Annotated in this window: 20 protein-coding genes; 8 read left to right on the top strand and 12 right to left on the bottom strand. The window is 72.1% G+C overall.

The window, feature by feature from the left end; all coding sequences use genetic code 11:
- Positions 1 to 237 precede the first annotated feature (237 nt).
- Positions 238 to 405, bottom strand: coding sequence for a hypothetical protein (locus AB0A97_RS11215; protein ID WP_361147731.1), 168 nt, complete (start codon positions 403 to 405; stop codon positions 238 to 240).
- A gap of 202 nt (positions 406 to 607) precedes the next feature.
- Here AB0A97_RS11215 and AB0A97_RS11210 point away from each other — a divergent pair, with 202 nt between their 5' ends.
- The gene (locus AB0A97_RS11210) at positions 608 to 1,597 is read left to right on the top strand and encodes a hypothetical protein (protein WP_361147729.1); all 990 of its coding nucleotides are present in this window, start codon (positions 608 to 610) and stop codon (positions 1,595 to 1,597) included.
- Positions 1,598 to 1,652: 55 nt separating this feature from the next.
- Here AB0A97_RS11210 and AB0A97_RS11205 read toward each other — a convergent pair whose 3' ends face one another.
- The 4 genes from AB0A97_RS11205 to AB0A97_RS11190 form a co-directional block, all read right to left on the bottom strand.
- Complete coding sequence (locus tag AB0A97_RS11205) at positions 1,653 to 4,823, bottom strand: glycoside hydrolase family 2 TIM barrel-domain containing protein (protein WP_361147728.1); 3,171 nt, start codon at positions 4,821 to 4,823, stop codon at positions 1,653 to 1,655.
- Positions 4,824 to 4,933: 110 nt separating this feature from the next.
- Complete coding sequence (locus AB0A97_RS11200) at positions 4,934 to 5,581, bottom strand: LUD domain-containing protein (RefSeq protein ID WP_361147726.1); 648 nt, start codon at positions 5,579 to 5,581, stop codon at positions 4,934 to 4,936.
- Positions 5,578 to 7,053, bottom strand: a complete 1,476-nt coding sequence (locus tag AB0A97_RS11195) for a lactate utilization protein B (RefSeq protein WP_361147724.1) — start codon at positions 7,051 to 7,053, stop codon at positions 5,578 to 5,580. The genes AB0A97_RS11200 and AB0A97_RS11195 overlap by 4 nt, the downstream gene beginning before the upstream one ends.
- Positions 7,050 to 7,844, bottom strand: a complete 795-nt coding sequence (locus tag AB0A97_RS11190; protein WP_361147722.1) for a (Fe-S)-binding protein — start codon at positions 7,842 to 7,844, stop codon at positions 7,050 to 7,052. The genes AB0A97_RS11195 and AB0A97_RS11190 overlap by 4 nt, the downstream gene beginning before the upstream one ends.
- A gap of 123 nt (positions 7,845 to 7,967) precedes the next feature.
- Here AB0A97_RS11190 and AB0A97_RS11185 point away from each other — a divergent pair, with 123 nt between their 5' ends.
- Positions 7,968 to 9,284, top strand: coding sequence for an MFS transporter (locus AB0A97_RS11185; RefSeq protein WP_361147720.1), 1,317 nt, complete (start codon positions 7,968 to 7,970; stop codon positions 9,282 to 9,284).
- 139 nt (positions 9,285 to 9,423) lie between these two features.
- On the opposite strand, the gene AB0A97_RS11180 is transcribed toward AB0A97_RS11185, so the two are convergent.
- From AB0A97_RS11180 to AB0A97_RS11165, 4 genes are all read right to left on the bottom strand, one after another.
- Entirely contained in the window at positions 9,424 to 10,467 is a 1,044-nt protein-coding gene (locus AB0A97_RS11180; RefSeq protein WP_361147718.1) for a methyltransferase, read from the bottom strand.
- Between the two features lie 267 nt (positions 10,468 to 10,734).
- Positions 10,735 to 11,217, bottom strand: a complete 483-nt coding sequence (locus AB0A97_RS11175) for a hypothetical protein (protein WP_361147717.1) — start codon at positions 11,215 to 11,217, stop codon at positions 10,735 to 10,737.
- A 17-nt stretch (positions 11,218 to 11,234) separates the two neighbouring features.
- Entirely contained in the window at positions 11,235 to 12,656 is a 1,422-nt protein-coding gene (locus tag AB0A97_RS11170) for a DUF1996 domain-containing protein (protein ID WP_361147715.1), read from the bottom strand.
- Between the two features lie 47 nt (positions 12,657 to 12,703).
- Positions 12,704 to 13,363, bottom strand: coding sequence for a DUF4142 domain-containing protein (locus AB0A97_RS11165; protein WP_361147713.1), 660 nt, complete (start codon positions 13,361 to 13,363; stop codon positions 12,704 to 12,706).
- Between the two features lie 394 nt (positions 13,364 to 13,757).
- On the opposite strand from AB0A97_RS11165, the gene AB0A97_RS11160 reads away from it, so the two are divergent.
- Both AB0A97_RS11160 and AB0A97_RS11155 read left to right on the top strand, forming a co-directional pair.
- On the top strand, positions 13,758 to 14,441 hold the full coding sequence (locus tag AB0A97_RS11160) for a hypothetical protein (protein WP_361147712.1): 684 nt from the start codon (positions 13,758 to 13,760) through the stop codon (positions 14,439 to 14,441).
- Between the two features lie 246 nt (positions 14,442 to 14,687).
- Positions 14,688 to 15,725, top strand: a complete 1,038-nt coding sequence (locus AB0A97_RS11155; protein WP_361147710.1) for a D-alanine--D-alanine ligase — start codon at positions 14,688 to 14,690, stop codon at positions 15,723 to 15,725.
- Between the two features lie 50 nt (positions 15,726 to 15,775).
- On the opposite strand, the gene AB0A97_RS11150 is transcribed toward AB0A97_RS11155, so the two are convergent.
- The 3 genes from AB0A97_RS11150 to AB0A97_RS11140 all read right to left on the bottom strand — a co-directional run bounded on the left by AB0A97_RS11150 (position 15,776) and on the right by AB0A97_RS11140 (position 19,894).
- Complete coding sequence (locus AB0A97_RS11150; RefSeq protein ID WP_361147708.1) at positions 15,776 to 16,339, bottom strand: GNAT family N-acetyltransferase; 564 nt, start codon at positions 16,337 to 16,339, stop codon at positions 15,776 to 15,778.
- 583 nt (positions 16,340 to 16,922) lie between these two features.
- A complete protein-coding gene (locus AB0A97_RS11145; protein ID WP_361147706.1) occupies positions 16,923 to 18,653 on the bottom strand; it encodes an alpha/beta hydrolase in 1,731 nt (576 codons plus the stop codon).
- Entirely contained in the window at positions 18,650 to 19,894 is a 1,245-nt protein-coding gene (locus tag AB0A97_RS11140) for a serine hydrolase domain-containing protein (RefSeq protein ID WP_361147705.1), read from the bottom strand. Before AB0A97_RS11140 ends, AB0A97_RS11145 begins: the two co-directional genes overlap by 4 nt.
- Positions 19,895 to 20,157: 263 nt before the next feature.
- Here AB0A97_RS11140 and AB0A97_RS11135 point away from each other — a divergent pair, with 263 nt between their 5' ends.
- From AB0A97_RS11135 to AB0A97_RS11120, 4 genes are all read left to right on the top strand, one after another.
- Positions 20,158 to 21,771: an amidase gene (locus AB0A97_RS11135; RefSeq protein WP_361147703.1), complete on the top strand. Its 1,614-nt coding sequence runs from the start codon at positions 20,158 to 20,160 to the stop codon at positions 21,769 to 21,771.
- A gap of 171 nt (positions 21,772 to 21,942) precedes the next feature.
- On the top strand, positions 21,943 to 22,776 hold the full coding sequence (locus tag AB0A97_RS11130) for an endonuclease/exonuclease/phosphatase family protein (protein ID WP_361147701.1): 834 nt from the start codon (positions 21,943 to 21,945) through the stop codon (positions 22,774 to 22,776).
- A gap of 181 nt (positions 22,777 to 22,957) precedes the next feature.
- Positions 22,958 to 23,614 (top strand): GNAT family N-acetyltransferase, encoded by a 657-nt coding sequence (locus AB0A97_RS11125; protein ID WP_361147699.1) that lies wholly within the window; start codon positions 22,958 to 22,960, stop codon positions 23,612 to 23,614.
- Between the two features lie 85 nt (positions 23,615 to 23,699).
- A complete protein-coding gene (locus AB0A97_RS11120) occupies positions 23,700 to 25,355 on the top strand; it encodes a hypothetical protein (protein WP_361147697.1) in 1,656 nt (551 codons plus the stop codon).
- Positions 25,356 to 25,390 lie beyond the last annotated feature (35 nt).

Here is a 25,390-nt window from a genome sequence, read left to right as displayed (position 1 = left end):
GAAACCGCGGCGGCCAGCCGTTCGGTGAAGCCGGCCAAGCCCGTGGCGGTCAATTGGTCGGCCGCGGCGCGGTAGGCGGTGGTGAACGCCTGGGCGTGGTAGCTCGGGCGGGGCGGCGCCGCCGATCTCCAGAGGAGCGCTGCCGAAGCGGTAGGAGAGGCGGACACGAGCCCTCGTGCCGGAGCCGACGGCCCGGACGACCTGGCGTACCGTCCGGTCGGCGAAGCCCTCCTCGGATCAGATCTTGTCGAAGCCGGTGCGGGGGCGCTGTACGGCGGTGCTCCAGCCGGCCTGCCACACGGTGGTGCGTTCATGGTGATCGCTCGCTCTTCTCTCGGTGTCGCGGTGATCACGAGTCTGCTGAGCGGGCGGATGGACACCCGGCCCTCCGGGATGCGTACGCATCCGGTGCCCACCAACGCGAGGGGCACCCTGCGGGACGGCCGCTCCCGTCCAGGCGGTCGAAGGTGGCGCAATCATGATCGCGAGAGGTCAGGAAGCGTGCCGAGTGGTGTTTCACGCGATCAGACCCGGCAAGGCGAACGGCACACAGTCCACCCGACACCACCCTGATTCCTCGAAACCCCGACGGACACAAGGAGGCGACGTGCTCGACAGCACCGCCGAGCCGGGCCGCCGCAGCGCCCTGGCCGTCACCGCCGCGGCGGGCCTCAGCCTTCTCACCGCCTGCGCCGGGACGGCGGACAGCGACGCGGCACCACGCGGCGCGCCACCGCCCCACACCCCGGGCACCCCCGGCAGCCGGACGAGCAGCCCCGCTCCCGAGCCGGCCAGGAAGCGGCCCCAGCTACCGCGCGGCGGCCGCGAACTGTTCCCCCGGCACCGGCTCGTCGGCTACTGCGGCCTGCCCGGAGCCGCCGCACTCGGCCGCCTCGGCACCGGTGACCTGGACCAGCGCGCCCGCGAGATCGAGAAGCTCGCGCAGACCTATGCCGCCGACCGCGAACCGCTGCCCGTCCTGGAACTCCTCGCCGTCGTCGCCAACTCCGGCGCGGGCCCGGACGGGACCTACCGCACCCGCACTTCCGCCGACACCGTCCGCCGCTTCCACGAGGCGGCACGCAAGCACCGCGCGCTGCTGCTCCTGAACATCCAGCCGGGCCGCGCCTCGGCGCTCGGCGAGGTCAAGGCCCTGCGTGAGTGGCTGGTGCACCCGGACGTGGGGGTCGCACTGGACCCCGAGTGGGAGATGGGCCCGGGTGAGAAGCCGGGTGACTCCTACGGGAGCACCGACGGCGGCGAACTCACCGAGATCGCGCGCTATCTCTCCGGCCTGGTCCGCGAGCACGACCTGCCGGAGAAGGCGTTCGTCTTCCACCAGGTGGCGGCCTCGGTGGTCGAGGACCAGCAGGCGTTCCGGCCGCAGCCCGGCGTCGCCGCGATCAAGTGCGCCGACGGCATCGGCGCGCCGGGACTGAAGCGCGGCACCTGGAACGACCTGGTCAGGAACCTGCCCGGCGGAATGCACACCGGCTTCAAGCTCTTCTACGACGAGGACACCGAGGGCAGCCGCCTGATGACCCACAAGGAGGTCCTGGCGCTGCGGCCGCAGCCCGAGTACGTCATGTACGAGTGAGTGAGGGTGTGCCGGTCCGGGTGCCCGCGCTCCGTGGGGAGCGCAGGCACCCGTGTCAGGCCGGCCGCAGCCGGTACGCGTAGCTGTAGGACCGGTCGGCGTGCAGCAGGTACTTCTCCAGCGGCGGCGCGCCCCACGAATCGTTTCCGCCGACGCCCGTCTGCCGGTGGTTGACGCCGAGGACCGTCTCGGGGCGCCGCTTCAGCTCGTACGGATGCTCGTGCCGCTCGCTCTCCAGGTCGGACGGCGCGAGGTGCAGGGCGCTCAGTTCCAGCAGCGGCGCGCCGTCGCCGGGTTCCGCGATCACGGTCAGCCCCGTGCCGTCGCGTCCGGTGAGCGAGGCGTCGCGTACGTCGGTCACGTTGCCGGTCTGCTGCGGCCGGACGTAGTTGCCGAGCTGGGCGTCGACGCTGCTCCGGTAGCGGCCGACGAAGGCCGCGGTGCGCCGGTCCCCGTAGTTCTCGTGCGGCCCGCGCCCGTACCAACTGAAGGTCTCCAGCCCGGCCGGTACGGTCAGCAGCGCGCCCACCAAGGGCAGGTCGGGCAGGCCGGCGCCCGGCGTCAGGGTGTGCCGGACCCGTACCTCGCCGTCGCCGCGCACGGTGAAGACGGTGTCCCACCGGGAGGCGGCGGGAGCGGTGGGCAGGGTGGCCGAGACCTCGACGGTCACTTCGGAGGCGGACGGCTGGGCAGGCCTCACCCGCGTCACCGTCCGCTTGGCGCCCGCCTCGCGCCAGGTGCGCAGCGTGTTCTGTGCGCCCCGGCCGATGTCGTTGTCCGTGGGGCCGCGCCAGAAGTTCGGCACCGGCCCGGCGGTCAGCAGTGTCCGCCCGCGGTGGCGGTAGACCGACAGGGTGCCGCTCGCCTTGTCGAGGACGAGTTCGAGGTCGCGTCCGCTGACGGTGACGGCGCGGTCCGACTCGGTCAGGCGCAGGGGCGGCAGCCCGGCGGGGGAGGGCTCGGCGGGTGCGGGCGTGTGCCAGGGCAGCGCGAGTTGTCCGTCGGCGACACTGTGGCCCGCGTCCGCCCAGGGGGTGGCGTGCCGCAGTACGAAGGAGAGGTTCAGCCAGTACTCGGCGCCGGGGGCGGGCCGTCCGGGCGGGCTGAGGGGGATGCGTACGGTCGTGTCCTGGCCAGGTGCGGCCTGCGGTGCGGGGAGGACGCCGTGCTGGACGCGTTCGCCGTCCCGGGTGACTTCCCAGCGCAGCTCGTAGGCGTCCAGGCCGAGGAACAACTGCCGGTTGGTGATCCGTACCGTGCCCGTGGCGAGGTCGGCGGCGGTCATCCGGACGGCCTGGTAGACCTTCTTGACCTCGTGGATGGCGGGGTGCGGCGCACGGTCGGCGGCGACGATGCCGTTGCAGCTGAAGTTCCAGTCGGTGGGGTAGCCGGGGTGCCAGTCACCGCCGTAGGACAGGTAGGTGCGCTTCGGGTCGCCGGGGACGGGCAGGCGGATGGCCTGGTCGACGAAGTCCCAGATGAAGCCGCCGTGCAGGTTGGGGTAGCGCTCGAAGACGTCCCAGTACTCCTGGAGGTTGCCGGTGCTGTTGCCCATGGAGTGCGCGTACTCGCACAGGATGAACGGCTTCGGGTTGCCGGACTTCCCGTACCGCTCCACCTCGTCCGGTGTGCTGTACATGCGGCTCTCGATGTCGGCGACCGCGTTCATGCCCTCGTAGTGCACGGGCCGGGACGGGTCGCGGCGGCGCGTCCAGTCGGCCATCGCCAGGAAGTTGAGCCCTTGGCCCGCCTCGTTGCCCAGCGACCACACGACGACGGACGGGTGGTTCTTGTCCCGCTCGACCATCGACCGCATCCGGTCCAGGCACGCTCCGGTCCATGCCGGGAGGCTGCCGGGCAACCAGTCGCGGACCCCGTGCGACTCCAGGTTGGCTTCGCCGATGACGTACAGGCCGTACTCGTCGCACAGCTCCAGCCAGCGCGGATCGGCGGGGTAATGGGACGTGCGGACGGCGTTGATGTTGTGCTGCTTCATGATGCGGATGTCCTGGAGCATCCGTTCCTCGGGAACGGCCTGCCCGTGGTCGGGATCGGTCTCGTGCCGGTTGACGCCGCGGAAGACGACGGGCCGACCGTTGACCGTGAGCGTGCCGGGGCCGTACGCGACGGAACGGAAGCCGACCCGGGTGCTCTGAACATCGACGGTGCGGCCCGCCGGATCGGTGAGGGTCAGCACGAGCGTGTAGAGGTGCGGGGTCTCGGCGGACCACAGGCCGGGGGCGCGGACAGTGGTCCTCGGGGCGACCGTGGCGTCCTGCCCGCCGGTGAAGCGGACCGGCGCGGACAGCGGGGCCGGCAGCGCCGGCCGCCCGTGCCCGTCGTACAGCTCCGCTCTGAGCCGGTGCTCGCCCGCCGCTGACGCGCCCCGGTTGCGTACCGTCGCGGCCACGGTCAGTTCCGCGTCGCGGTGGGCGGCGTCCAGTGCGGTGCGCACGTGCAGGTCCTGGAGGTGCACGGGGGCGATGGAGTACAGGTACACGTCGCGGAAGATCCCGGACAGGTCGATCATGTCCTGGTCCTCCAGCCAACTGCCGTCCGACCACCGGTAGACCTCCACGGCCAGCACGTTCGTGCCGGGGCGCAGCCGCTCGGTGATGTCGAACTCGGCCGGGGTGTAGCTGTCCTCGCTGTAGCCGGCCCGCTCGCCGTTGACCCACACGAAGAACGCCGACTTCACGCCCTGAAAGGAGATCAGGGTGCGGCGGCCGTCCCAGGCACCGGGCACGGTGAAGGTGCGCCGGTAGGAGCCGACGGGGTTGAAGCCGTGCGGGACGTGCGGCGGCCGCGGGTCCTCGTAGCCGATCCACGGGTACTTGACGTTGAGGTAGATCGGCTCCGGATAGCCCTCGATCTCCCAGTTGGAGGGCACGGTGATGCGGTCCCAGCCGCTGTCGTCGTACCGCGGCGCGAAGAAGTCGCGGGGCCGCTCGTCGGGGTTCTTCGACCAGTGGAAGCGCCAGCTCCCGTTGAGCGAGCGGTAGTACGGGGAGGTGCGGTACGTCCCGGTACGTGCCGCCCGGGCGTCCCCGTACGGGACGAGGCGGGCGCGGGCCGGTTCGCGGTCGACCTGGAAGATCCGCGGGGCGGCGTCCCACTCGGCGGCGGTGGCGGCGAAGGAGCGTTTCTGCGCGGCGAAGGCGGCCCAGCCGGCCAGGGCGGCGCCGGTGGCGAGGAACGACCGGCGGTCGATGCGGCGTACGTTCACGAGAGGGCTCCGAACGTAAGGCAACAGGAAGCGTCAGGGTCGAACACTGGCGGCGAGCATGACAAGGCATCCGCACGCCACTTCCCGCCGCCGGGCCCCGGGCGTGCCCCTCACTCCTCCGACACCAGCACGACCTCCAGCTTCCGCGGCCCGTGCACCCCTTCGACCCGGTCCAGCTCGATGTCGCTGGTCGCCGACGGGCCGGAGATCCACGTCAACGGGCGCGCCGGGTCCAGCCGTTCGAGCGCCTGCGGCACCGAGTCGACCACCTGGCCCGGTGCCCGGACCACGCAGATGTGATGGTCGGGGATGAGCGAGATCCGGCGACGGCCCTGGTCCGGCGAGCCGTCCAGCACGATGGTGCCGGTCTCGGCGATCGCCACCGCGCAGCCGGTGACGACGCTGCCGACCGTGTCCAGTTCACGCGCGGTGCTCGCCGCCCGGTCGTGGACGCGGACGGGGCCGGTGCCGGCCGTCCACCGCGGGTCCAGCCCCGGTGGTACGAGGACGTGCCGCGTGCCGTGCTCGTTCAGCAGCCGCATGACCAGCAGGTGCGCATCGTCCTCGGCGCAGTGGTGCACCACCGCCCGGTACTCCGCGAGATTCTCCGCCAGCAGCGCCACCCGCTCCTCCGGCGTACGGGAACCGTGGACGCGCAGGTAGTCGCGGGGGACCGGCGCGTCCTCGTACCCCTCACCGCGCGGTACGTCCGCCAGCGCCCGGCGCACCCGCGCCAGCACCACGTCCCGGCTGCTCATTTCGTCCGCTCCTCGCCACGCGTACGCCGCCACCAGTCCCGGAAGGACTCGGCCGGCACCGGCGGCAGGTCCCGGGTGTCCGTCCAGGCACGCCCGGGGCCCGGCAGCCGGCGCGGATGCAGCCGCCGGGTACGGGCCGCCAGCCGCTGCCCCGCGCGCAGCACCCCGGGGTGGGCGAAGGCGAAGCCTGCCGCGCGCATCGCCGCCCGCTCCGCGGCGTGTCCCCTGGCCGGTTTGAGGACGGTCTTCACACCGCGCCGCGTCACCCGGCCGCCCTGCACCACCCGCTCCCGCAGATGCACCAGTACCTCGGGGATGTCGATGGCGACCGGACACACCTCGTAGCAGGCGCCGCACAGCGACGACGCGTACGGCAGCGAGGCGTCCAGCTCGCTCGCCGTGCCGCGCAGCTGCGGAGTGAGGATCGCGCCGATCGGACCCGGGTACACCGAGCCGTACGCGTGCCCGCCGGCCCGCTCGTACACCGGGCACACGTTCAGGCAGGCCGAGCAGCGGATGCAGCGCAGCGCCTGGCGGCCCACCGTGTCGGCGAGGGTGTCGGTGCGCCCGTTGTCGAGCAGCACGAGATGGAAGGTGCGCGGCCCGTCGCCGTCCGTCGTGCCGGTCCACATCGAGGTGTACGGGTTCATCCGCTCGGCGGTCGAGGAGCGCGGCAGCAACTGGAGGAAGATCTCCAGATCCTGCCAGGTCGGCACCACCTTCTCGATGCCGACGACCGAGATCAGCGTCTCCGGCAGGGTCAGGCACATCCGGCCGTTGCCCTCGGACTCCACGACCACCAGCGTCCCGGTGTCGGCCACCATGAAGTTGGCACCCGAGATGCCGACCTTCGCGGTCAGGAACTTCTCGCGCAGGTGCAGCCGCGCCGCCTCCGCCAGCTCGGCCGGCGCGTCCGACAGGTTCTCCGGCGCCGGACGGCCCCAACGGCTCATCCGGTCCCGGAAGATGTCCCGGATCTCGCCCCGGTTGCGGTGGATCGCGGGCACCAGGATGTGCGACGGCAGATCGTCGCCGAGCTGCACGATCAGCTCCGCCAGGTCCGTCTCGTACGCGCTGATGCCCGCCTCGGACAGCGCCCGGTTCAGCTCGGTCTCCTGCGTCGCCATCGACTTGACCTTGACGACCTCGCGCTCGCCGGTCTCCCGCACCAGCCGGGCGACGATGGCGTTGGCCTCGGCGGCGTCCGCCGCCCAGTGCACCTGTCCGCCGGCGGCCGTCACCGACTCCTCCAGTTGCTCCAGGTAGTGGTCGAGGTGGCGCAGCGTACGGTCCTTGACGGCGGCGCCCGCCGCCCGCAGCCGCGCCCAGTCGTCCAGCTCCGCCACCGCCTTGGCCCGCTTGTCGCGGATGGTGTGGGTGGCGTGGCGCAGGTTGCCGCGCAGCCGGGCGTCCTGCGTGGAGGACGCGGCGGCCGCGGGGAACGCGGGCATGCCGAGATAGGTACCGCTCACCGCGGGCTCCCTTCCGTGGCGCGGGCGCGGGACGGTGCCCGCGCATCGGCCTCCGTGGCGGCCAAGATCTCCGCGATGTGCACGGGCCGGGCCGCCGCGCCCTGCCGCCGGAGCGTGCCGCCGATGTGCATCAGGCAGGAGTTGTCGACCGTGCAGACCGCCTCCGCGCCCGTCTCCCGGACCGCCTGTGCCTTGTCGGCGCCCATCGCCGCCGACACCGCCGGATTCTTCACCGCGAAGGTGCCGCCGAAACCGCAGCACTCCTCGGCGCCCGGCAGCTCCCGCAGCTCCAGTCCCCGTACCCGCTCCAGCAGCCGGCGCGGCCGGTCGCCCAGGCCCAGCATCCGCAGGCCGTGGCAGGTGGGGTGGTAGGTGACGGTGTGCGGGTAGTACGCGCCCACGTCCGTCACCTTCAGCACGTCGACCAAGAACTCGGTCAGCTCGTACGTCTTGGGCACGGCGCTCGCCGCGGCCCGCGCCAGCTCCCGTCCGGGGCGCCCCTCGGCCTCGGCCCTCGCCGCGATCCGCGGGTAGTTGTCCCGCACCATCGCCGCGCACGAACCGGAGGGGGTGACCACGTAGTCGTAGTCGGCGAAGGCGCGGTCGAAGCGGTGCACCAGCGGCTCCGTCAGATGCCGGTAGCCGGTGTTGAACTGGGGCTGGCCGCAGCAACTCTGCTCCGCCGGGAATCCCACCTCGACCCCGAGGCGTTCCAGCAGCGTGATCACTGCCCGGCCGGTGTCCGGGTAGAGCGTGTCGTTGATGCAGGTGACGAACAGTGCTACACGCACGTTGCCATCTCCTTTCGGCTGCCGTTGACCGCTGGCGGCGGGCCGTCTCACCGGTACATGATCACCTGTCGGCTCATCCTGCCCCAGCGGCGGGCGAAGGAGAAGGACCCGGAGCGGAGGACCATGACACGTGCGGAGCAGGCCGAGGCCGGAACGGCGGAGGGGGCGCCGGACGGCGCGTCGCGGCAGGTGTCGCAGGTGCGGCAGCTGGCCGCGGCGTCGGTCGGCAACGCCGTGGAATGGTACGACTGGTACGCGTACTCCTTCCTGGCCGTCTACATCGCCGACCGGGTCTTCCCCCAGGACACCGGCAACCCGCTGGTGCCGCTGCTGTCCACCTTCGCGGTGTTCGCGGTGGGCTTCTTCATGCGTCCGGTCGGCGGACTGCTGATGGGCGCGGTCGCCGACCGCCGGGGCCGCCGGGCCGCGCTGACCCTGACGATCCTGCTGATGGGCGGCGGCAGCCTGCTCGTCGCCGTCACCCCCACCTACGCGACCGCCGGCGTGCTCGCGCCGATCGTGCTGGTCGTCGCCCGGCTGGTGCAGGGGCTCTCCGTGGGCGGCGAGTTCGCCGCCTCCACGACCTTCCTCGTCGAGTCGGCCGGACCCGGCCGGCGCGGGCTGTTCTCCAGCTTCCAGTACGTCTCCACCACCGCGGGCCAGCTCCTGGCGTCCGGCACCGCCGCCCTGCTGGCGGGCGTACTGACCGAGGGCCAGATGGGGCAGTGGGGCTGGCGCCTGGTGTTCCTGATCGGCGCGGTGTTCAGCCTGCTCGGCCTGTGGATCCGCAGCGGGGCGCGCGAGACGCGCAGCGAGGAGCAGCGGGCCGCCGCCCGCCCCGGCATCTTCGAGGCGCTGCGCCGCTACCCGCGCCAGTCCCTGCTGATCTGCGGCATCACCGCCGGCGGCACCCTCGCGTACTACACCTGGACCACCTACCTGCCCACGTACGCGCAGGTCAACGCCGGTTTCGACAAGAGCGAGGCGCTCACCGTCGGCACCCTGTCGCTGCTGTTCTTCGCCCTGCTCCAGCCGCTCGGCGGCCTGCTCTCGGACCGCGTCGGCCGCAAGCCGCTGCTGCTCGGCTTCGCACTGGGCTTCGCGGTGCTCGCCGTACCGCTGCTGCACCTGGTGACCGACGCGTTCTGGTCGCTGCTGCTCGTGCAGTGCGCGGGCATGGTGCTGCTGACCGGGTACACCGCGGTCGCCGCCGCCGTGAACGCCGAGGTCTTCCCGGCCCGGGTACGGGCCGCGGGCATCGGCTTCCCGTACTCGCTGACCGTGGCGCTCTTCGGCGGCACCGCGCCGTACGTGGGCACCTGGTTCAAGCAGGCCGGGAACGCGGACCTCTTCCCCTGGTACGTCTCCGCCCTCTGCCTGGTCTCCTTCGTCGTGTACCTGACCCTGCCGGAGACCGCCAAGCAGAAGCTGGACACCTGAGAGGGCCGTGCGTGCGGGCTGTTCGCGGTCCGTACGCACACCGCGAACGGCCCGCACACCGCGGGTACCAGGGTGTCGCAGTGCGTGTACCGGAGTGTCGCAGCGCGTGCGTCACACCGGGAGTGTCACCCGGCGTGCGTCACTTGCGGGCGACGATCGCCGCGTTCGCGCCGGGCGCCTCGAACGGCACCTTGCGGACCTCCGAGAACCCGGCGTCGGCCAGCCAGGAGCCGTACTCCGCCGCCGTGTAGTTACGGCCGCCCTCGGTCTCGACCAGCATGTTCAGGCTCATCAGGGCGGCCGGGGCGGGCCCGGTCAGGTCGTCGTCGACCATCAGCTCGCTGATCACCAGCGTGCCGCCGGGCGGCAGCGCCGCACAGCACTTGTCCAGCAGCATGCGGTTGGTGGCCTCGTCCCAGTCGTGCAGGATCATCGACAGCACGATGATGTCGTGCCCGCCGGGCAGGTCCGGCTCGGCGAGGAAGTCGCCGGGGTGGGTGCCGATCCGGTCGCCCAGTCCGGCGTCGGCGACGTTGCGTTCCGCGACCGGGCACACCTTCGGCAAGTCGTAGACCGTCGCCTTCAGCCCGGGATGCCGCCGGCACAGCTCGATGGCGTACGCGCCGGAGCCGCCGCCCACGTCCAGCAGCCGCGCCCCGGCGGTCAGGTCCACCACCTCGCCGAGCCGCTGCGCGGTCCACGACGACAGCGCGTGCATCGCCTCCCAGAAGACGGCCAGCAGGCCCGGGTCCTCGGTGTCGAACAGATGTGGCTGCTTGTCGGGGTCCCAGGTGGTGGGCCGGTTGGTGCGGACGGCCTCGCCGAGCCGGCCCCAGCCGGGGTACAGCCGCTGGTCCAGCATCCGCAGCCAGCCGCTGAAGTGGTACGGGCGGCCCGGCACCAGATAGGCGTCGGCCAGCGCCGAGTTGACGAAGCGGCCGTCCCCCCGGCGCTCCAGCAGGTCCAGCGCCGCGCAGCCGGTCAGCAGCATCCCCGCCGGCCGTACACCGATCTCCAGTTCCTCGGCGCACTCCTCGACGGTGCCGCCGCCCAGCCGGTCGAGCACCCCGAACAGGCCCAGCTCGTCTGCGGTGGCCAGCGTCTTGAACGCCCAGAACCCGGTGGCTAACTGCATCAGCGGCAGCGGGGACGCGGTCGGCGCGACGGGGTGCGGGGATGCCATGGGATGCCTCCAGCAATCGAGACGGGGTGATACGGGGACGTACGGGGATCGCACGGAAGTTTACGGACGCGAACATACGTCCGTGCCCGTGATCACTACCACCGCCGGGAGGCTGTCACACACGGAAAAAGGGCACCGAAGGCGGTGCCCGGGAAGCGGAGCGAACGGCGCCGTTCCGCCCTGGCGCGGGCGGGACGGCGCCGTTCCGGAACGGAACGGGACCGTGGGGGCGGGACGGTCGGAAAGCGGCCGGCCCCCCTCTGCGCATCAGGGGGAGTGGCCGTGTCCGGCGCCCGACTCGATGGTGCCGCCCAGGCTGCCCCGCAGCGGCAGCAGCGCGTTCCGGGAAGGGCCGGTGACCGACCAGCGGGTGCCGACGAGATAGGTGCCCCCGTACGCCTGCGCCTCGGCGAGCCAGGCGCGCTTCTTGGCGTCGCTGCTGAAGGTCAGGATACGGAAGACGCCGGCGCGGGTGGTGCAGCCGCCTTCCCGCAGCTCCTGGGCGTCGATGATGATGTCGGCGCGGCAGCCGAGGGCGGCGGCGATCCGTGTCATGGAGGCGGGTGGGCCGGCCGGGGCGGGGGAGGGGGCGGTGTGTCCCGTGTGTCCCGTGTGTCCCGTGTGTGTGGTGTGCCGGGTGGGGTGGGGAGCCGGGGCGGGGACGCCGTTCGCGTAGCCCGTCACGACGATCGCGCAGGCCAGGCCGCCCGCCGCCAGGAGGGGAATCGCGGGACCGGACAGTGACCTCATGGGGAGATCCGTTCTCTTCAGCGGCAGTCGCGGCCGGAATTGATGCAGTCCACGGCCGTACGCATCAGCCGCTGCGGCATCAGGTTGATGAAGTCACCGTGGTCCGTCACCGGGTTGTGCAACTGGTCGGGGAAACTGTCCACCGCGTACGACGTGTTCGGCGGAATGGCGTAGGTCAGCCGCTGCACCAGCCGCGGAATGGGACGGAATCCGTTACCGCACTGCCCGTTCCGGCCCGGAAAGACCACATGCGTACGGTGATTGGCACTGTCGATGTTGCGTCCGTCCCAGCAACTGGGGAACGCCAGTGACCGTACGACGTTGCTGCCCCGCGGACAGATCGGGTACTTGTTCCTCAGCCGCCGGTCCTCGAATCCGGTGCAGCTCCACGAGGCGTTGGCGTTGGCCGTACCGTTCGTCAGCGCTTTCGCGTCACCGGTGAGATTCCGCAGGAAAGGCGGCATGGCGGTGACCTTTTCCGCCCCGCTTCCGTCAAAGGTCAGTGAGACGTCGGCGGGTCGTACGATCGTGCCCACATTGCCGTCCCGGCCGCCGCCGGGCGCGTCGGCGTCCCTTTCCCGCCCGTTGTCCCGCAGCCGCAGCACCGGCCAGTAATAGGTGGACCTGTCCCCGTTGCCGCACGTCGTGCCGGCCCCGGCCAGTTCGTTGTCGGAGGAGAACGCGTCCGTCGCCAGATTTCCGACGTAGTCGTGCAGGTGGTGGGCGCCGTTGCGCACACCCGGCGCCACGATCAGGTTGTCCGGGTTGTTGTGACCGTTTGCGTTGCGCCCGCATTCCGAGCGGAAGGAACCACTCCGCCCGCCCCGGTCCCCGCCGCCTCCGGTGTTCGGCCGTACGGTTCTGATGTCGACGAAGTCGTTGCGGAACGGGCCGTTGTCCGCGCTGTTCCCGTCCTGTGCGCCCCGGGGAACGCTCTGTGCGGCGGCGGTCCGCTCGGTCGTCCGGCACGCGCTCAGCCGGCCGAGCGCGCCGGGCTGTCCGCCGGCCCGGCGCAGGGCCTCCGCGATGCGCCCGATGGTGGCGCCGCGGTCCCGCTCCAGCTCGTTCAGCACACGGTCCTGGGCGCCCGGGTCGGCAGCCCAGCGCTGGAACGCCCTGGCGACCTGGCCCTCCAACTGCCCGAGGTTCCGGTTCACCTCGGGCGCCGCCCGCGCCGGAAGGCTGCGCAGCCGCTGGCCGACGTCCGGACAGTTGATCGTCCGCCCGGCCGCCGAAGCCCCGGCCGCCGAAGCCCCGTTCCCCGTCCCGCCCGCTCCCGTTCCGCCTGCTCCGGTGCCCGCCAGCGCCTGGGCGGCGATCACCGCCGTACCCCCGCAGGCGGCCAGTGCCGTGGCGATCAGCGCTCCGCTCCGCTTCGACAGACGTGTCCTCTTGTGCGGACGCCCCGTCCGCGCCGATATCCGCTGCCGCTGTTTCATGTCACCGCTTCCCTTCCCTCACTCACTTCGCTCCCCTCCATTTCGCTTCACTTCGCGGGTGGCGGCGCCACCGTAGCCGCGCCGGACCCGCTGGACGCCGGTCCGCCGTCGAGTGCCCCGAAGTCGACCAGTCCGGTCTGTTCCAGTGCCGTGATGTGATCGAGGACGACGGTATTGGCGCGTGTGGCCAGGTCCCGGATCACCGCATTGCGGGTGTTCGCCCGCACTTGGGCGACGAGGGAGAACACCTTTCCGTGCGCGCGGCGCGCCAGGTTCACGAAAAGCCGCTCGTACGTGTCGCCTTCGGCCGTGTCGAGTTGTGCGAGCCAGCCCTGCTGCTCGGGAGTCGGCTGTCCGGGGAGCGTGACGGCCAGCGCGCGGGCCGCGTCTGCGGCCCGCTGATTGAGATCGGTGTGCCCTTCCGTCAAATGCCGGCCTGCGTGCCGCACGGCCTGCCGCTTTCCGCGTTGCAGTGCCTGACGGCCGGCGGGAAGTTCCCACAGGCCGGCCTGCCGTACCTTTCCGACGAATTCCCGGTCGAGCGGTGTCAGCGGGCCCGACGGTGTGTTCCACACCCTGAGCCCGTCGTCCTGCGTGGCGGGAGCGGAACTGTCCGCGGCGCTGCCGCTGCTCGCGAACAACTGCACCGGCAGCAGAATCGCCATGACCGTAAGGGAAAGTCCGGCGACGACCAGCCCGGTGCCCACCGAGAACCGCGTCCGGACACCGCCGGTCACCGAACGCCGCCGTCCGACGCTTCGCACCATGCCCTCCTTCTCCGGGTGACGGGAAAAAGGACGCTAATGCGGAGCCGGGCCGCCTCCGCCGTATTGGCGCCGACCCGACAAAGAATCACCACGGCGCTCACCGCTTGCTAGAGTGCCCGGCCCCGCCGACCGGCGCCGGGATGCCGACCCGTACCCCCTTACGCCCTCACGGCCGGTGAAGCCCAGGGCGACACGCCGGTCGATGTCGGGCAATCGGGTGATTTGGTGCCTTGAGCGTCACCAACGGCAGCACAACGTCAATACCTTCAGCAAACACCGCAACGCTGCCGGTCAGCCGTGGCCGACCGCAGCCGTACATGAAGGAGACGTCCCCATGTCCGCACCGCGCCGCCTGCTGACCACGGCCTGTGTGACCGCGCTCGCCCTGACCGCGCCACTCGGCGGCGGTCTCTCCGTGGCCGCCACCCCGGCGGGCCCGCGCCCGGTACCCGCACCCCAGGGGGAGCAGACCCGGGTGGGCACGGGCAGCGGTGAATTCTGCCTGGCACCGGAAGCCGGCCGCGCCCTCGCCACGGCACATGTACGGCTCAACGCCGTCCGCCCGGCCCGGGTGACCGGCACCCGTGAGCGGCGGTGCGTCACCGCACCGATCACCGGCGGCACGTTCAACCGCAGCCTCTCCAAGGGCGAACTGCACTTCGACGGAGGCTTCGAGTTCACCCGCGGCGGCCGCTACCTGCGGGTCAACCACCTGAAGGCGGACTTCGCCACCGGCCGGATCTCCGGGGACGTCCGGGGCGCCCGGCCCGCCCGGGCGGCGTTCCTGGCGTTCACCCTGGACCGGAAGAACGTCCGGGTCTCCTCCGGCAAGGTCACGGCACGCATGACCTTCACCCTGACCAGCCAGGGCGCCGCGTCCTTCAAGAGCGCCTTCGGCACCGTCCCGGTCAAGGCGGGCGACCGGCTCTTCGAGGGCACCGGCACAGCCGACGTCCACCTGCCCCACCCGTCCCACACCCTCCGCCCGGCCCGGACGACGCTCGACGTGCAGCAGTGACCGGCGGAGTTCGCCGAGCACCCGCTGGGGCGGGCCGTATCCCGTGAGCGGCGCGCCCGGCCTGCCCCGAGCCGGCGTGCGCCGCGGAGCCAGGTGTCCGGACCGCCGCCCCGGACCGCCGCCCCGAATCCACTGTCCGGATCGACTGTCCGGATCGGTGCAGTCCCGGTCGTGACCCCGGACGCATCCGACGGCGGTACGGCGCAGCTACGGGCACCGGCCACCCGGGTGCGGCAGAATCCCCGTATGCGTGTTGTGATCTTGAGCGGTGGAGAGAGTTCGGAACGAGATGTCTCCCTGGCCTCGGGGTGGTCGGTCGCCCGGGCCCTGGTGGAACGCGGACACGAGGTGATGCTGGTCGACCCGGCGGCCGCGGTGCCGGTCCTGGCCGGGCCGCTGCGTCCCGGGGACACGGTCGACGGAGTCGCGGTCGGCAAGGAGCCGCCGTCCCCCGCGGAGCGTCACCGGCTGCGGTCGCACCTGCACGCCGCCCTGACCGGCGGCCCGGTCCTGGAACTGCTGCGCGGAGCCGACCTGGTGTTCCTGGCCCTGCACGGTGGTTGGGGCGAGGACGGGCACGTACAGGCCGTGCTGGAGATGGCGGGCGTACCGTTCACCGGCGCGGACAGCGCGACCTGTGCGGCGGCGTGGCACAAGGGGCGGACGCAGGCGGTGCTGGGCGCGGCGGGCGTGCGGGTGGCCGAACGGGCGCTGTGGCGTCCCGCGGTGTCCGACGTGCCGCCGGACGTCGAGCGGCTGCTGGCGGCCGGGCCGGTGGTGGCCAAGCCGGTCGCGGACGGTTCGAGTGTGTCGGTGCACCGGGTCGACTCGCGGTCGCAGTTGGCTCAGATCGCCGCCGAGCTGCGCTCCGAGGAGGGGGAACTGATGGTGGAACCCTTCCTTCCCGGGCGGGAGTTCACCGTGGCCGTGGTCGGCGACCAGGTGCTCCCCGTGATCGAGATCGAGCTGACGACGCCGGTGTTCGACTACACGGCCAAGTACCAGCCCGGGGCGGCCGTCGAGGTCTGCCCGGCGCGCATTCCGGCCGACTTCGCGTCCCGGCTGCAGGAGTCGGCCTTGCGGGCGCACCGGGCCCTGGGGTTCGGCAGCGGCACGTACTCGCGTACGGACTTCCGCTGCGACGTGGCCGGCGAGCCGATGTGCCTCGAAGTGAACGCGCTCCCGGGCCTGACGGCGACGAGCCTGGTGCCGCTCGCGGCGACCGGGGCCGGCTGGAGCTACCCCGACCTGATCCAGCGCATCGTGGACCTCGCGGCGCGCTGAGCCGGAGGCCCGCCGGGCACACCGCCCAGCGGGCCGACGCCGCATCCGGGTCAGGCGGTCGCGCGCCGGAGGTGCAGATGGCCGTCGAGCGGGTAGAGCGGCGGTGACGCCGGCAGGAGCCGGTCGAACGCGTAGCCGCACTTCTCCGCGACCCGGCAGGACGCCACGTTGTCCGCCTGGTGGAGGAGTTCGAGGCACTCCAGGCCGTCGGCCCGGAAGGTGTCGAAGGACCAGTCGGTGAGGGCCTGCAAGGCCCGGGGGGCCACGCCGCGCCCCCGGGCCCATGCCGCGGTCCAGTAGCCGACCTCGGCGACGGGTTCGCCGGGCACGGCGTTCTTGAGCACCACGTTGCCCGCCAGCCGCGGTGGCGCATCGGGGACCGCTTCCAGTACGGCGAAAGCGAGCCGGTCGCCCACAGCCCAGCCCTGCTTCTCGGCCTCGATCCGTCGCCGCCCGTCGGCTTCGCTCTCCATCGGAGCGCCGGCCCAGCGGCGTAGCTGCGGATCCCGGTACGCCTCGATCAGCGCGGCGACGTCGTTGTCGGTCCAGGGGCGCAGGGTGAGCGCGGGGGCGGCCGGCGTCGCGGCGGCCGTGAGTAAGACAGTGGTATGCACCGGCTGATCATAGGCGGGCAGCGCCCACATGCGAGCCTGCGAGTCCGCGAGCCTTCGGACTTGTGCCTGCGAAACGGCTGAGGCCCGCCGACGCAACACCACGACGACCGGCCTGTGCCCCGGGACGGCCCGACCCGCCCGGCCGTCCCGGACCTGATCGGCGCGGGCGTGAGGGCGTGAGAGTGCGAGGGCGTGAAGACGTAGGCGTACTGGGGCCGGTGCACGGTGCAGTTACGGGATCGGGATCTCCTCGCCCGGCGGGACGAAGAAGTCGACGCCGTCGGCATCTTCGACGTACCCCTGAGCGTCGACCGTGATGGCGGTCGCTTTCCCCTGCGACGTGATCAGTCACGCCAGCACCTGTTCCTCAGCGGGGTCTCGCCCGGCCGCTGGTCCCTCCGGTGCACGCGCCACCCGTCACCGGCAGATCCTGCTGGCCTCGGGTGGTGCCCTGCTCGGCCGCCTGCTCACCGGCGTTCGGGGCTGCCCGGCCATGGCCGTCCTCGGTAACAGAGTGAACCTGCTGCTCGCTGTCCGTCTCGGCTGGACGGCCATGACCTCCTGAAGAAGGGGGCGGGGCGGCCTACTTGACGCAGGTCTCGTCGGCCGCCGGCAGCTTCCCGGTGGCCAGGTACCGGTTGACCTTGGCGTCCACGCAGGCGTTGCCGTACCTGCCGTACAGGGCGTGGCGGTCGGCGCCCTTGAGCGTGAGGAGCTTGGAGCTCGGCAGCAGGCCGTGCAGCGCCACACTGCTCCGGTACGTGGTCCGCGGGTCGCCGGTGGCGGCCACGATCAGGACCGGGGCGTCGCGCCGTACCTGGGTGGGCTCTTCGCGCGGCCGGTCCCAGAAGGCGCACGGGCTGATGTTGTCGGCCATCGGGCCGAGCAGCGGATGCTTGGCACGGCCGCGCTGGATGTCCCGCCAGTAGACCTCGGGGTCGCGCGGGGCGGCCTTGTCCCCGCAGAGGATCGCGGTCTGTACGCCGCCGGGCTGATCGTCGGTCTGGATGAACCGCAGTACGCCGATGAACTCCGGCGACAGCCGGGTCGGTTGCCCGGCCACGGCCTTGGCGAGTACGGAGAGCTGCTCGCCGAGCCCGGCCCGAGCCCGGTCGGTGTCGTCGGCTATCGCGGCGAAGAGCAGGAGCGGCACCTGCGTGTCGTCGATACGGTAGCGTTCCGGCGCGGTGCCGATCGTCAGCGGACGCCGTGCGGACGCTTCGAGGATCCGGCCGATGGTGGCGAGCACCTCGGCGCGCGTGCGGCCGAGGTGGTAGGTGGCGTCGCGGCGGGCCGCCCAGTCGGCCCAGGCAGCGAGGGCCTGGTCGTTCTCCTCGATGGCGTACTGCAGTTGTCGGGGAGAGTAGTCGTCGGGAGCGAGCGCCCCGTCGAGCACCACCCGGTCGAAGCGGCCCGGGAACATCTGGGTGTAGACGGTGCCCAGGTAGGTCCCGTACGAGTACCCCAGGTAGGAGATCTTCCGTTCGCCGAGCGCGCCTCGGACGACGTCCATGTCGCGGGCCGTGTTGCGGGTGCTGATGTGGGGCAGAACCGTCGGCGCGGCGGCCCGGCACTTGTCGGCCAGGCTCTTCTGGAAGGCGACCTGACGCTCGAAGCTCGCGCGGCTCAGACCGGCCGAGAGGAAGTGGGTGCCCACGGGCCAGCCGCAGTTCAGCGGGGTGCTGCGGCCGACGAAGCGCGGGTCGAAGCCGATGATGTCGTAGCGCGGCCCGACCTTCTTCATCGCCTTGCGGATGTCCGGCGGGGACGCGAGGGCGGGCCCGCCGGGCCCGCCGTTGTTGAGCAGGATCGCACCGATGCGATGGCGGGTGTCGGTCGCCTTGAGCCGGGAGACGGCGATGGTGATCGTACGGCCCTGGGGGTCGGAGTAGTCGAGCGGTACGGTGGCGTCCGCGCACTGCACGCCGGCCCGGTCCAGGTCGCGGCCCATCGCGTCGTCGGGGCCCTTGGCGCAACTGCCCCAGCCGAGACGCTGGTGGTAGTAGCGGTCGAGCCCGGCCCCGGGGCCGGTGCGGCGGTCGGCGGCATCCGCCGTACCCGCTGCACTCGCCGTGGCGTCGTGGCTCCCGGCGGGGGCTGAGGCGGGTGCGGCGGCATGGGCCAGGCCGGGGGATGCGGTGAGGCAGGCTGCCAGGGCCAGGCCGGCCGCCGCGGCGCGGCGCACAGCCGGTCGGGCGGCAGCCGCCTGTCCGGCCGAGGCCACCGGGGCCGAGGCGGTCACCGGGCCCGGGGCAGTCGCCAGGTCCGAGGCAGGCACCGCTCCGGGAGAGGACAGCGGGCCGGGGGCAGTCATGAGGTCTCCTTGAGCTGCTGACGACGAGTGGGAGCGCAGAAGGCGGTCTCGGCGGCGGCACGGTAGTCCGCTTCGGCCTGTTCGGTGCTGGGCACCGCGGTGAGGGCGAGCGCGATGCTCCGGCTGCCGGGGCCCACAGCGCCCAGCGCGCGGTGTCCTCCGGGCACCGTCCCGCCGTGCCCCCACCACCAGCCGCCGCACTCCAGCGGCGAGGCGATCAGTCCCAGTCCGTACCGGGCGCCGGGCCACAGCCGGTCCGGGTCGGCGGGCACGGTGCGCTTCATCTCGGCCAGCCAGCGCGCGGGCAGCAACTCCCCGCCGAACAGGCCGTGGAAGAACCGGTTCACGTCGGAGGGGGTGGAGACCAACGCGCCACCGGCGCCGCCGAAGGTCATGTTCCACTCGGTGCCGTCGGTCAGCGGCGCGTCCGGCCCGTCGGTGGCGGAGAAGTAACTGTGCGAGTGCGAACCGTGGATACGTGTACTGTCACCGGGCCAGTAGGTGTCGCGCAGGCCGAGCGGCCGAAGAATCCGGCGGGTCACCTCCGCCTCGACGCCGTGCCCGGTGACCTTCTCGACGATGAGGCCCGCGAGGAGATAGTTGGTGGTCGCGTAGTGCCACTTCTTCTCGGGAGGCGGCATCTTCAGCGCGATGGCGATCAGTTCGCGGGGTTCGGCGTGGCGGAACCGCCACTGTTCCAAGGGTAGCTGGACGAGGGCCGCGGTGTAGTCGGGAAGGCCGCTGGTGTGCTGGAGCAACTGCCGTACGGTGATGGTGCGGCCGTCGTAGTCGTAGCCGTCGCCGCGGATCACCCCGGGCAGGTAGCGCTCGACCGGCGCGTCCAGTTCGATCCGGCCCGCCGCGGCGAGCTGCAGGACGACCGTCGCGGTGAACGTCTTGGTCACGCTGCCGATCCTGAACCGGTCCTCGGCCCGCATCGGGCGCCCGGTCTGCCGGTCGGCCACGCCACGGGCGGCATCCCACCGGCCGCAGCGCGGGTCGGTCAGTTCGGCGGCGACGCCCGGTATCCCGTGCCGGGTGACGAGCGTGTCCAGAGAGGCGGCGAGCGAGCCGCGCGCTGCCGCACAGTCGGCGGATCCGGCCGAGCGTCCGGCGGTGTCCGCCGCGCCCGCGCCCGGCCCGCCCGCGCCCGGTCCAGCCGTGCCCGTCCTGCCCGTGCCCGGTCCGGCCGCTTCCGCGACAGGCGCGACGAGGGCCAGGACGACCGAAGCCGTCGCCAACGCCGCCGCACACCGGCCCGGTCGGCGCGTCCCGGCGGGCGATCTCTTCGTCAGGTTCCGTGTGTGTCTCACGTCGACAGACGCTAGACGCACGGCTGTTCGTACGCACTGGAGAATTCCCCCAAGCACCGGTGTACCCAACCCCCTTGATTTCGGCCGGATCGTGCCGCGTCAGCCCGCCGCCCCAGGGCCTGGGAGACTGACGTGGGGAAGCGGGACCACACCCTTGCGTCGCGAGCGCCCCGTGTAGTCGGCTGTCCCTCATGGTGAAGCGGAGAATTGCCACACTGATCGCCTTCCTGGTCACCGGCTCCCTGGCCACGGGCGTACCGAGCCCCCGCGCGGAAGCCGCCGAGCCCGGCACCGGCGGTGCGTCGCCGTCCGCCGGGTCGTCGGCGCTGCCCGGTATCGACCTCGACACCGTGACCATCCCGGAGTTGCAGACGCGGATGGCGGACGGCTCACTGACCTCCTCGGCACTGACCCGGGCCTACCTGAGCCGGATCAAGACCGTCGATCCCAGGATCAACGCGGTCCTGCGCACCGATCCCACCGCCCTGCGCCAGGCCGCCGCCAGCGATGCCAGGCACCGGCGTGGCGACACCCTGGGACCGCTGGACGGCATCCCCGTCCTCCTCAAGGACAACATCGACACCCGCGACATGCCCACCACGGCCGGATCGCTGGCCCTGGCCGGCAGCCCGCCGGACACCGACGCCGCCCTCGTGACGCGGCTCCGGAAGGCGGGCGCGGTGATCCTCGGCAAGACGAACCTGTCGGAATGGGCGAACTTCCGCGCGACGAAGCCGACGTCCGGCTGGTCGGCGGTCGGCGGGCAGACCCACAACCCGTACGTACTGGACCGCAATCCCTGCGGCTCGTCCTCCGGTTCGGCCGCCGCGCTCGCCGCGTCGCTGGCGCAGGTGGCGGTCGGCACCGAGACGGACGGCTCCATCGTGTGCCCGGCGGGGATGACCGGGGTGGTCGGCCACAAACCCAGCCTCGGCCTGGTCAGCGGCGCCGGCGTCGTACCGATCTCCGCCGAGCAGGACACCGCGGGACCCATGGCACGTAACGTCACCGACGCCGCGCTCACCCTCTCGGTGCTCAGCGGCGGGGCCACCGGGCGTCAGGAGGACGCCGCCCGCGCCCTCGCGGAGGCGGCGGAACGGCAGCCCGGTTCGCTGCGCGGCAAGAGGATCGGACTGTGGCGGCTGCCGTCGCTCGGCGCCGAGGTGGACGCCCTGATGTCCCGTACGGCGGCACAGCTGCGCAAGGCCGGGGCGCAGGTGGTCGAGGTGACGCCCCCGTACCAGAAGCGGCTCGGCGAGCTGGAGTTCCCCGCCCTGCTGAGCGAGTTCCACCGGGACATCGACGCCTACCTCGCCACCCGCAAGGGCCCGCGCGACCTCGCCGAACTGATCGAGTTCAACCGCGCCCACCCGGCCGAACGCACCTGCTTCGCCGGTCAGGAACTGTTCGAGCAGGCCCTCGCCGCGCCGCCCACCACCGATCCGAAGTACCGGGCGATGCGCGCCGAATTGAAGGACCTCTCCCAGCGGTCCATCGACGAGACCCTGGCCGCCAACCACCTGGACGCCATCGCCGCACCGACGAACCCGCCCGCGTGGACGACGGATTGCGCGCGCGGCGACAACGACGTGATCCCGTCGTCCACCCCCGCGGCCGTGGCCGGCTACCCGTCGCTGACCGTCCCCGCCGGATTCCTGGGCGAACTGCCCGTCGGCGTGCTCCTGACGGCCGGAAACCACCAGGACGCCAAGCTGCTGGCGCTGGGAGCGGCGGTGGAGCACCGTCTGGACGCCTGGCGGGCACCGCGCTACCTGCCGACACTGGGGGACGGCGGCCCCCGGTGACATCACGCTCTCGCTGCCCGCGCGTTCCGGTCACGACCGTGACGACCGTGGGGACGTACGGGTAACCCCGCACCTCTCGTCGGGCCGACGCGGCGGCTCGTCGGCTCGACGGGTCGTCGGGTCGTCGGGGAGGTGACGGCAGCGATCCGCGAACCGGCGAAAGGACGGCGGATGCGCGTACTGACGTGGAACCTCTGGTGGCGGTTCGGCCCGTGGCAGGAACGGCGCAAGGCCATCCTCACCGTACTGCGCGACCTGCGACCCGATGTCGTCGGACTGCAGGAGGTCTGGGACGACGGAACGGAGAACCTCGCGCACCGGTTGGCGGACGAGCTGGGCATGACCTGCGCGTGGGCAGCGTCGAGAGCGCCGCAGCGCTGGCAGCGCAGGCTCGGCGACCCGACGATCGCCTTCGGCAACGCCGTCCTCAGCCGGTGGCCCGTCCTCGACCAGGAGGTGGCTCAACTGCCCGCCGGGCCGGACGACGACGGCCGGCTCGCCCTGTACACCCGGCTGGGCCACCCCGCCCACCCGGTGCCGTTCTTCACCACCCACCTGACCTCGGACGTCGACGCGTCCGCGGTGCGCTGCGCGCAGGTCGCGGCGCTCGCCCGGTTCGTCGCCGCCCGCCGTACCGGGACGGACTTCCCGCCGGTGATCACCGGGGACTTCAACGCCTGGCCCGACTCGGACGAAGTACGGCTCTTCGGCGGCTACCGCACCGCCCCCGCCGTCCCCGGCCAGGTCTTCCTCGACGCCTGGGAGTACGCGGACCCCGCCCAGCCCTCGGCGACCTGGGACCCGGCCAACCCCTACCTCGCGGGCTACCACGGGCCCGGCGTCCGCATCGACTACATCCACGTCGGCCCGCCGGGTCCCGGCGGACTCGGCCACGTGGAGTCCGTCCGGCGCACCGGGGACCGGGCGGTGAACGGTGTCTGGCCGTCCGACCATGCGGCCGTCCTCGCTGAACTGAGCGCCGCGGCAGGCCCGGTCGCGAACTGAGGTACCCAAGAGGCGAGGACCCGGAGCGAGGGGGATCACGAGATTCGGCATCACTCCCGGCCCGGCCTGGACTGGCCTGATGCCGACCTAACGGACAGCTAACGCTCGTCTGGCGGCGGCCCGAAGAGCGAGGCAGCTCACTCTTGGACATCGAGTGGTGCCGGAACGATACGGTGAGCAGGTGGCGTCAACACACAGCAGGTCAACGAGGGGTGCGGCGGCGGAGGCCATCACCTATCGGGCGGCGGAGAGCGAGAGTGACCGGTCCGCCGTCATCAAGGGCGAGTTCACCTCGGACACCGTTTTCGAAGTGGTGCGCTCCGAATTCGGGTTCACTCTTCGGCCAGTGCCACTGGATCCGCCGGTACACAAGGTATTCCCCGACGACGAGCCGGAAAGCGACGAGGTTCCGGGCGATTCGGGCGACGAGCGCCGGTTCGTCGCACTGGACGGCGATCGCGTGTGCGGCTATGTGGACACCGCGTACGAGCCCTGGAACCGGCGGCTGACCATCGTCGACATCGAGGTGGCCGGGCCGTACCAGGGACGGGGCATCGGCCGCACGCTAATGCACCACGCCGTCGAACGGGCCCGGGAGTGCGGCGCCGGGCACGTATGGCTGGAGGTCACGAACATCAACGGCCCGGCCGTCCGCGCTTACCAGCGGATGGGATTCGGCTTCTGCGGCCTGGACACGACGCTGTACAGCGGCACCGCGTCCGAGGGCGAGACGGCGCTGTACATGAGTCTCCTTCTCGACCCGCCCTCCGACGGGTCCTGGGCCGAGCCAGGTCCGCGTACCGGAAGTCTGACCGGTCTTTCTCCCGGAGCTGCGTGATCGCGTCTGGCATGCGCCAGTTCCCGTCGCGCGCCCCAAGGGCAGAGCCGCCTCACCGGGAGGCGGCCGGACCAGGGGAGCCCCCATGGCACCGACCGCACCCGACTTCGGTCCCCGCATCGACCCGTACGCACCGTACGACCCGCAGCGCGACTGCGACCCCACGGCCAAACCCGGCGTCACCGGCTTCCGTGACCTGGTGCTCGCCGCCTACGCGGGAACCCGGGACCTGGGCATCAGCCGGTCCTGCGGCAGCGGCGGACAGAGTGAACACAAGGAAGGCCGGGCCTGGGACTGGGGCGTCGAGGTCAACGGCCAGGCCCACCTGGCCGACGACTTGATCAACTGGCTGCACGCCACCGACCGGCACGGCAACACCCACGCGCTGGCCCGCCGCTTCGGCATCATGTACATGATTTGGAACCGCCGCATCTGGATGGCGAACCGCCCCGACGCCGGCTGGCAGCCGTACCGAGGCAGTAACCCCCATACCAACCACATCCACTTCAGCTTCTCCTGGCCCGGCGCCCGCAAGGAGACGACCTGGTGGACGGGCGAGGCTCCCCGGGCGACCGGCCGGGTGAGTGTGGGAATCCCGTCGGTGGTGGACACGGGTTCGGGGATGGTGATTTTTGGTGTGGACGCGTCGGGTGGGGTCGTGCATCGGTGGCAGAGCGTTCCTGGGGGTGCGTGGTCGGGTTGGGTGGGGTTGGGGCGTCCGGGGAGTCGGGCGGTGGGGCGGCCGTGGGCTTTGGTGGGGCGTTACGGGAAGTTGGTTGTCTTCGTGCGGGGGGATGGCGGTGTGCTGTGGCATACGTGGCAGTCGGAGGCGGGGGAGTGGGCGCCCGAATGGGTGGCGTTGGGCGGGCGGTTGGCGAGTGACCCGGCGGTGGTGCTGAGTCCGAACGGTGCGTTGTCGGTGTTTGCTCGGGATCCGGGTGGGCGTGTCACTCATACGTGGCAGCGGGGGCCGGAGCAGGGGTATGCGTGGAATGACGGGTGGGTGGACATGGAGGGTTCGGTCCGCGGGCGGCCCGTGGTGTTGGTGGGGAGGAGTGGGGGGATGGTGCTGTTCGCGCGCGGTGCTGATGGCGGGCTGCATCATCGCTGGCAGACGGGTGTCGGGGGGCCGTGGTCGGCGTGGGTGCCGTTGCACGGTCGTCTGGTGAGTGATCCGGCGGTGGTGCTGAGTCCCAACGGTGCGTTGTCGGTGTTCGGCCGCGACCCTGGCGGGCGGGTCACTCATACCTGGCAGCGTGGCCCGGAGCATGGTCATGCGTGGAACGATGGGTGGGTGGACATGGAGGGTTCCGTGCGTGGACGTCCCACGGTTCTTGTCGGCCGGGACGGTGGGATGGTGTTGTTCGCGCGCGGCACGGACGACGGGTTGCATCATCGCTGGCAGACGGGTACGGGCGGCCCGTGGTCCGGCTGGGCGCCGTTGCACGGCCGGCTTGTGAATGATCCGGCCGTCGTTCTCAACCCGCACGGTTCGCTCTCCGTCTTCGGGCGGGGTCCGGACAGCCGTGTCACGCACACCTGGCAACGCGGGCCCGAGCAGGGGCACGCCTGGAACGACACCTGGGTCGACATGGAAGGCAACCTGTCCGATGACCCGCCGGATGCCGAGACCGGGGTTGAGGCCGGGGCTGAGGCCGGGATTGGTTGCCATGCCCGCGCCGAGACCGAGGTCGGCGCCGACTCCGGTACCGTCCCCCTCCCCACCTCGACGTCCGCATAGACGTCGCAGGCTCCGCCGTACGGCCGTCCCGCGCA

This window comes from Streptomyces sp. NPDC045470 (assembly GCF_040646595.1).
In the GTDB taxonomy this organism is placed as follows: Bacteria; Actinomycetota; Actinomycetes; order Streptomycetales; family Streptomycetaceae; genus Streptomyces.
This window is presented reverse-complemented; position numbering and strand designations above follow the sequence as displayed.

Excerpts from the sequence above, each read along its gene's own strand:
- AB0A97_RS11215 (WP_361147731.1), bottom strand. The coding sequence starts at position 405 with ATGCGTACGCATCCCGGAGGGCCGGGTGTCCATCCGCCCGCTCAGCAG.
- AB0A97_RS11170 (WP_361147715.1), bottom strand. The coding sequence starts at position 12,656 with ATGAAACAGCGGCAGCGGATATCGGCGCGGACGGGGCGTCCGCACAAG.
- AB0A97_RS11160 (WP_361147712.1), top strand. The coding sequence starts at position 13,758 with ATGTCCGCACCGCGCCGCCTGCTGACCACGGCCTGTGTGACCGCGCTC.
- AB0A97_RS11175 (WP_361147717.1), bottom strand. The coding sequence starts at position 11,217 with ATGAGGTCACTGTCCGGTCCCGCGATTCCCCTCCTGGCGGCGGGCGGC.
- AB0A97_RS11200 (WP_361147726.1), bottom strand. The coding sequence starts at position 5,581 with ATGAGCAGCCGGGACGTGGTGCTGGCGCGGGTGCGCCGGGCGCTGGCG.
- AB0A97_RS11130 (WP_361147701.1), top strand. The coding sequence starts at position 21,943 with ATGCGCGTACTGACGTGGAACCTCTGGTGGCGGTTCGGCCCGTGGCAG.
- AB0A97_RS11155 (WP_361147710.1), top strand. The coding sequence starts at position 14,688 with ATGCGTGTTGTGATCTTGAGCGGTGGAGAGAGTTCGGAACGAGATGTC.
- AB0A97_RS11135 (WP_361147703.1), top strand. The coding sequence starts at position 20,158 with ATGGTGAAGCGGAGAATTGCCACACTGATCGCCTTCCTGGTCACCGGC.
- AB0A97_RS11120 (WP_361147697.1), top strand. The coding sequence starts at position 23,700 with ATGGCACCGACCGCACCCGACTTCGGTCCCCGCATCGACCCGTACGCA.
- AB0A97_RS11145 (WP_361147706.1), bottom strand. The coding sequence starts at position 18,653 with ATGACTGCCCCCGGCCCGCTGTCCTCTCCCGGAGCGGTGCCTGCCTCG.
- AB0A97_RS11185 (WP_361147720.1), top strand. The coding sequence starts at position 7,968 with ATGACACGTGCGGAGCAGGCCGAGGCCGGAACGGCGGAGGGGGCGCCG.
- AB0A97_RS11180 (WP_361147718.1), bottom strand. The coding sequence starts at position 10,467 with ATGGCATCCCCGCACCCCGTCGCGCCGACCGCGTCCCCGCTGCCGCTG.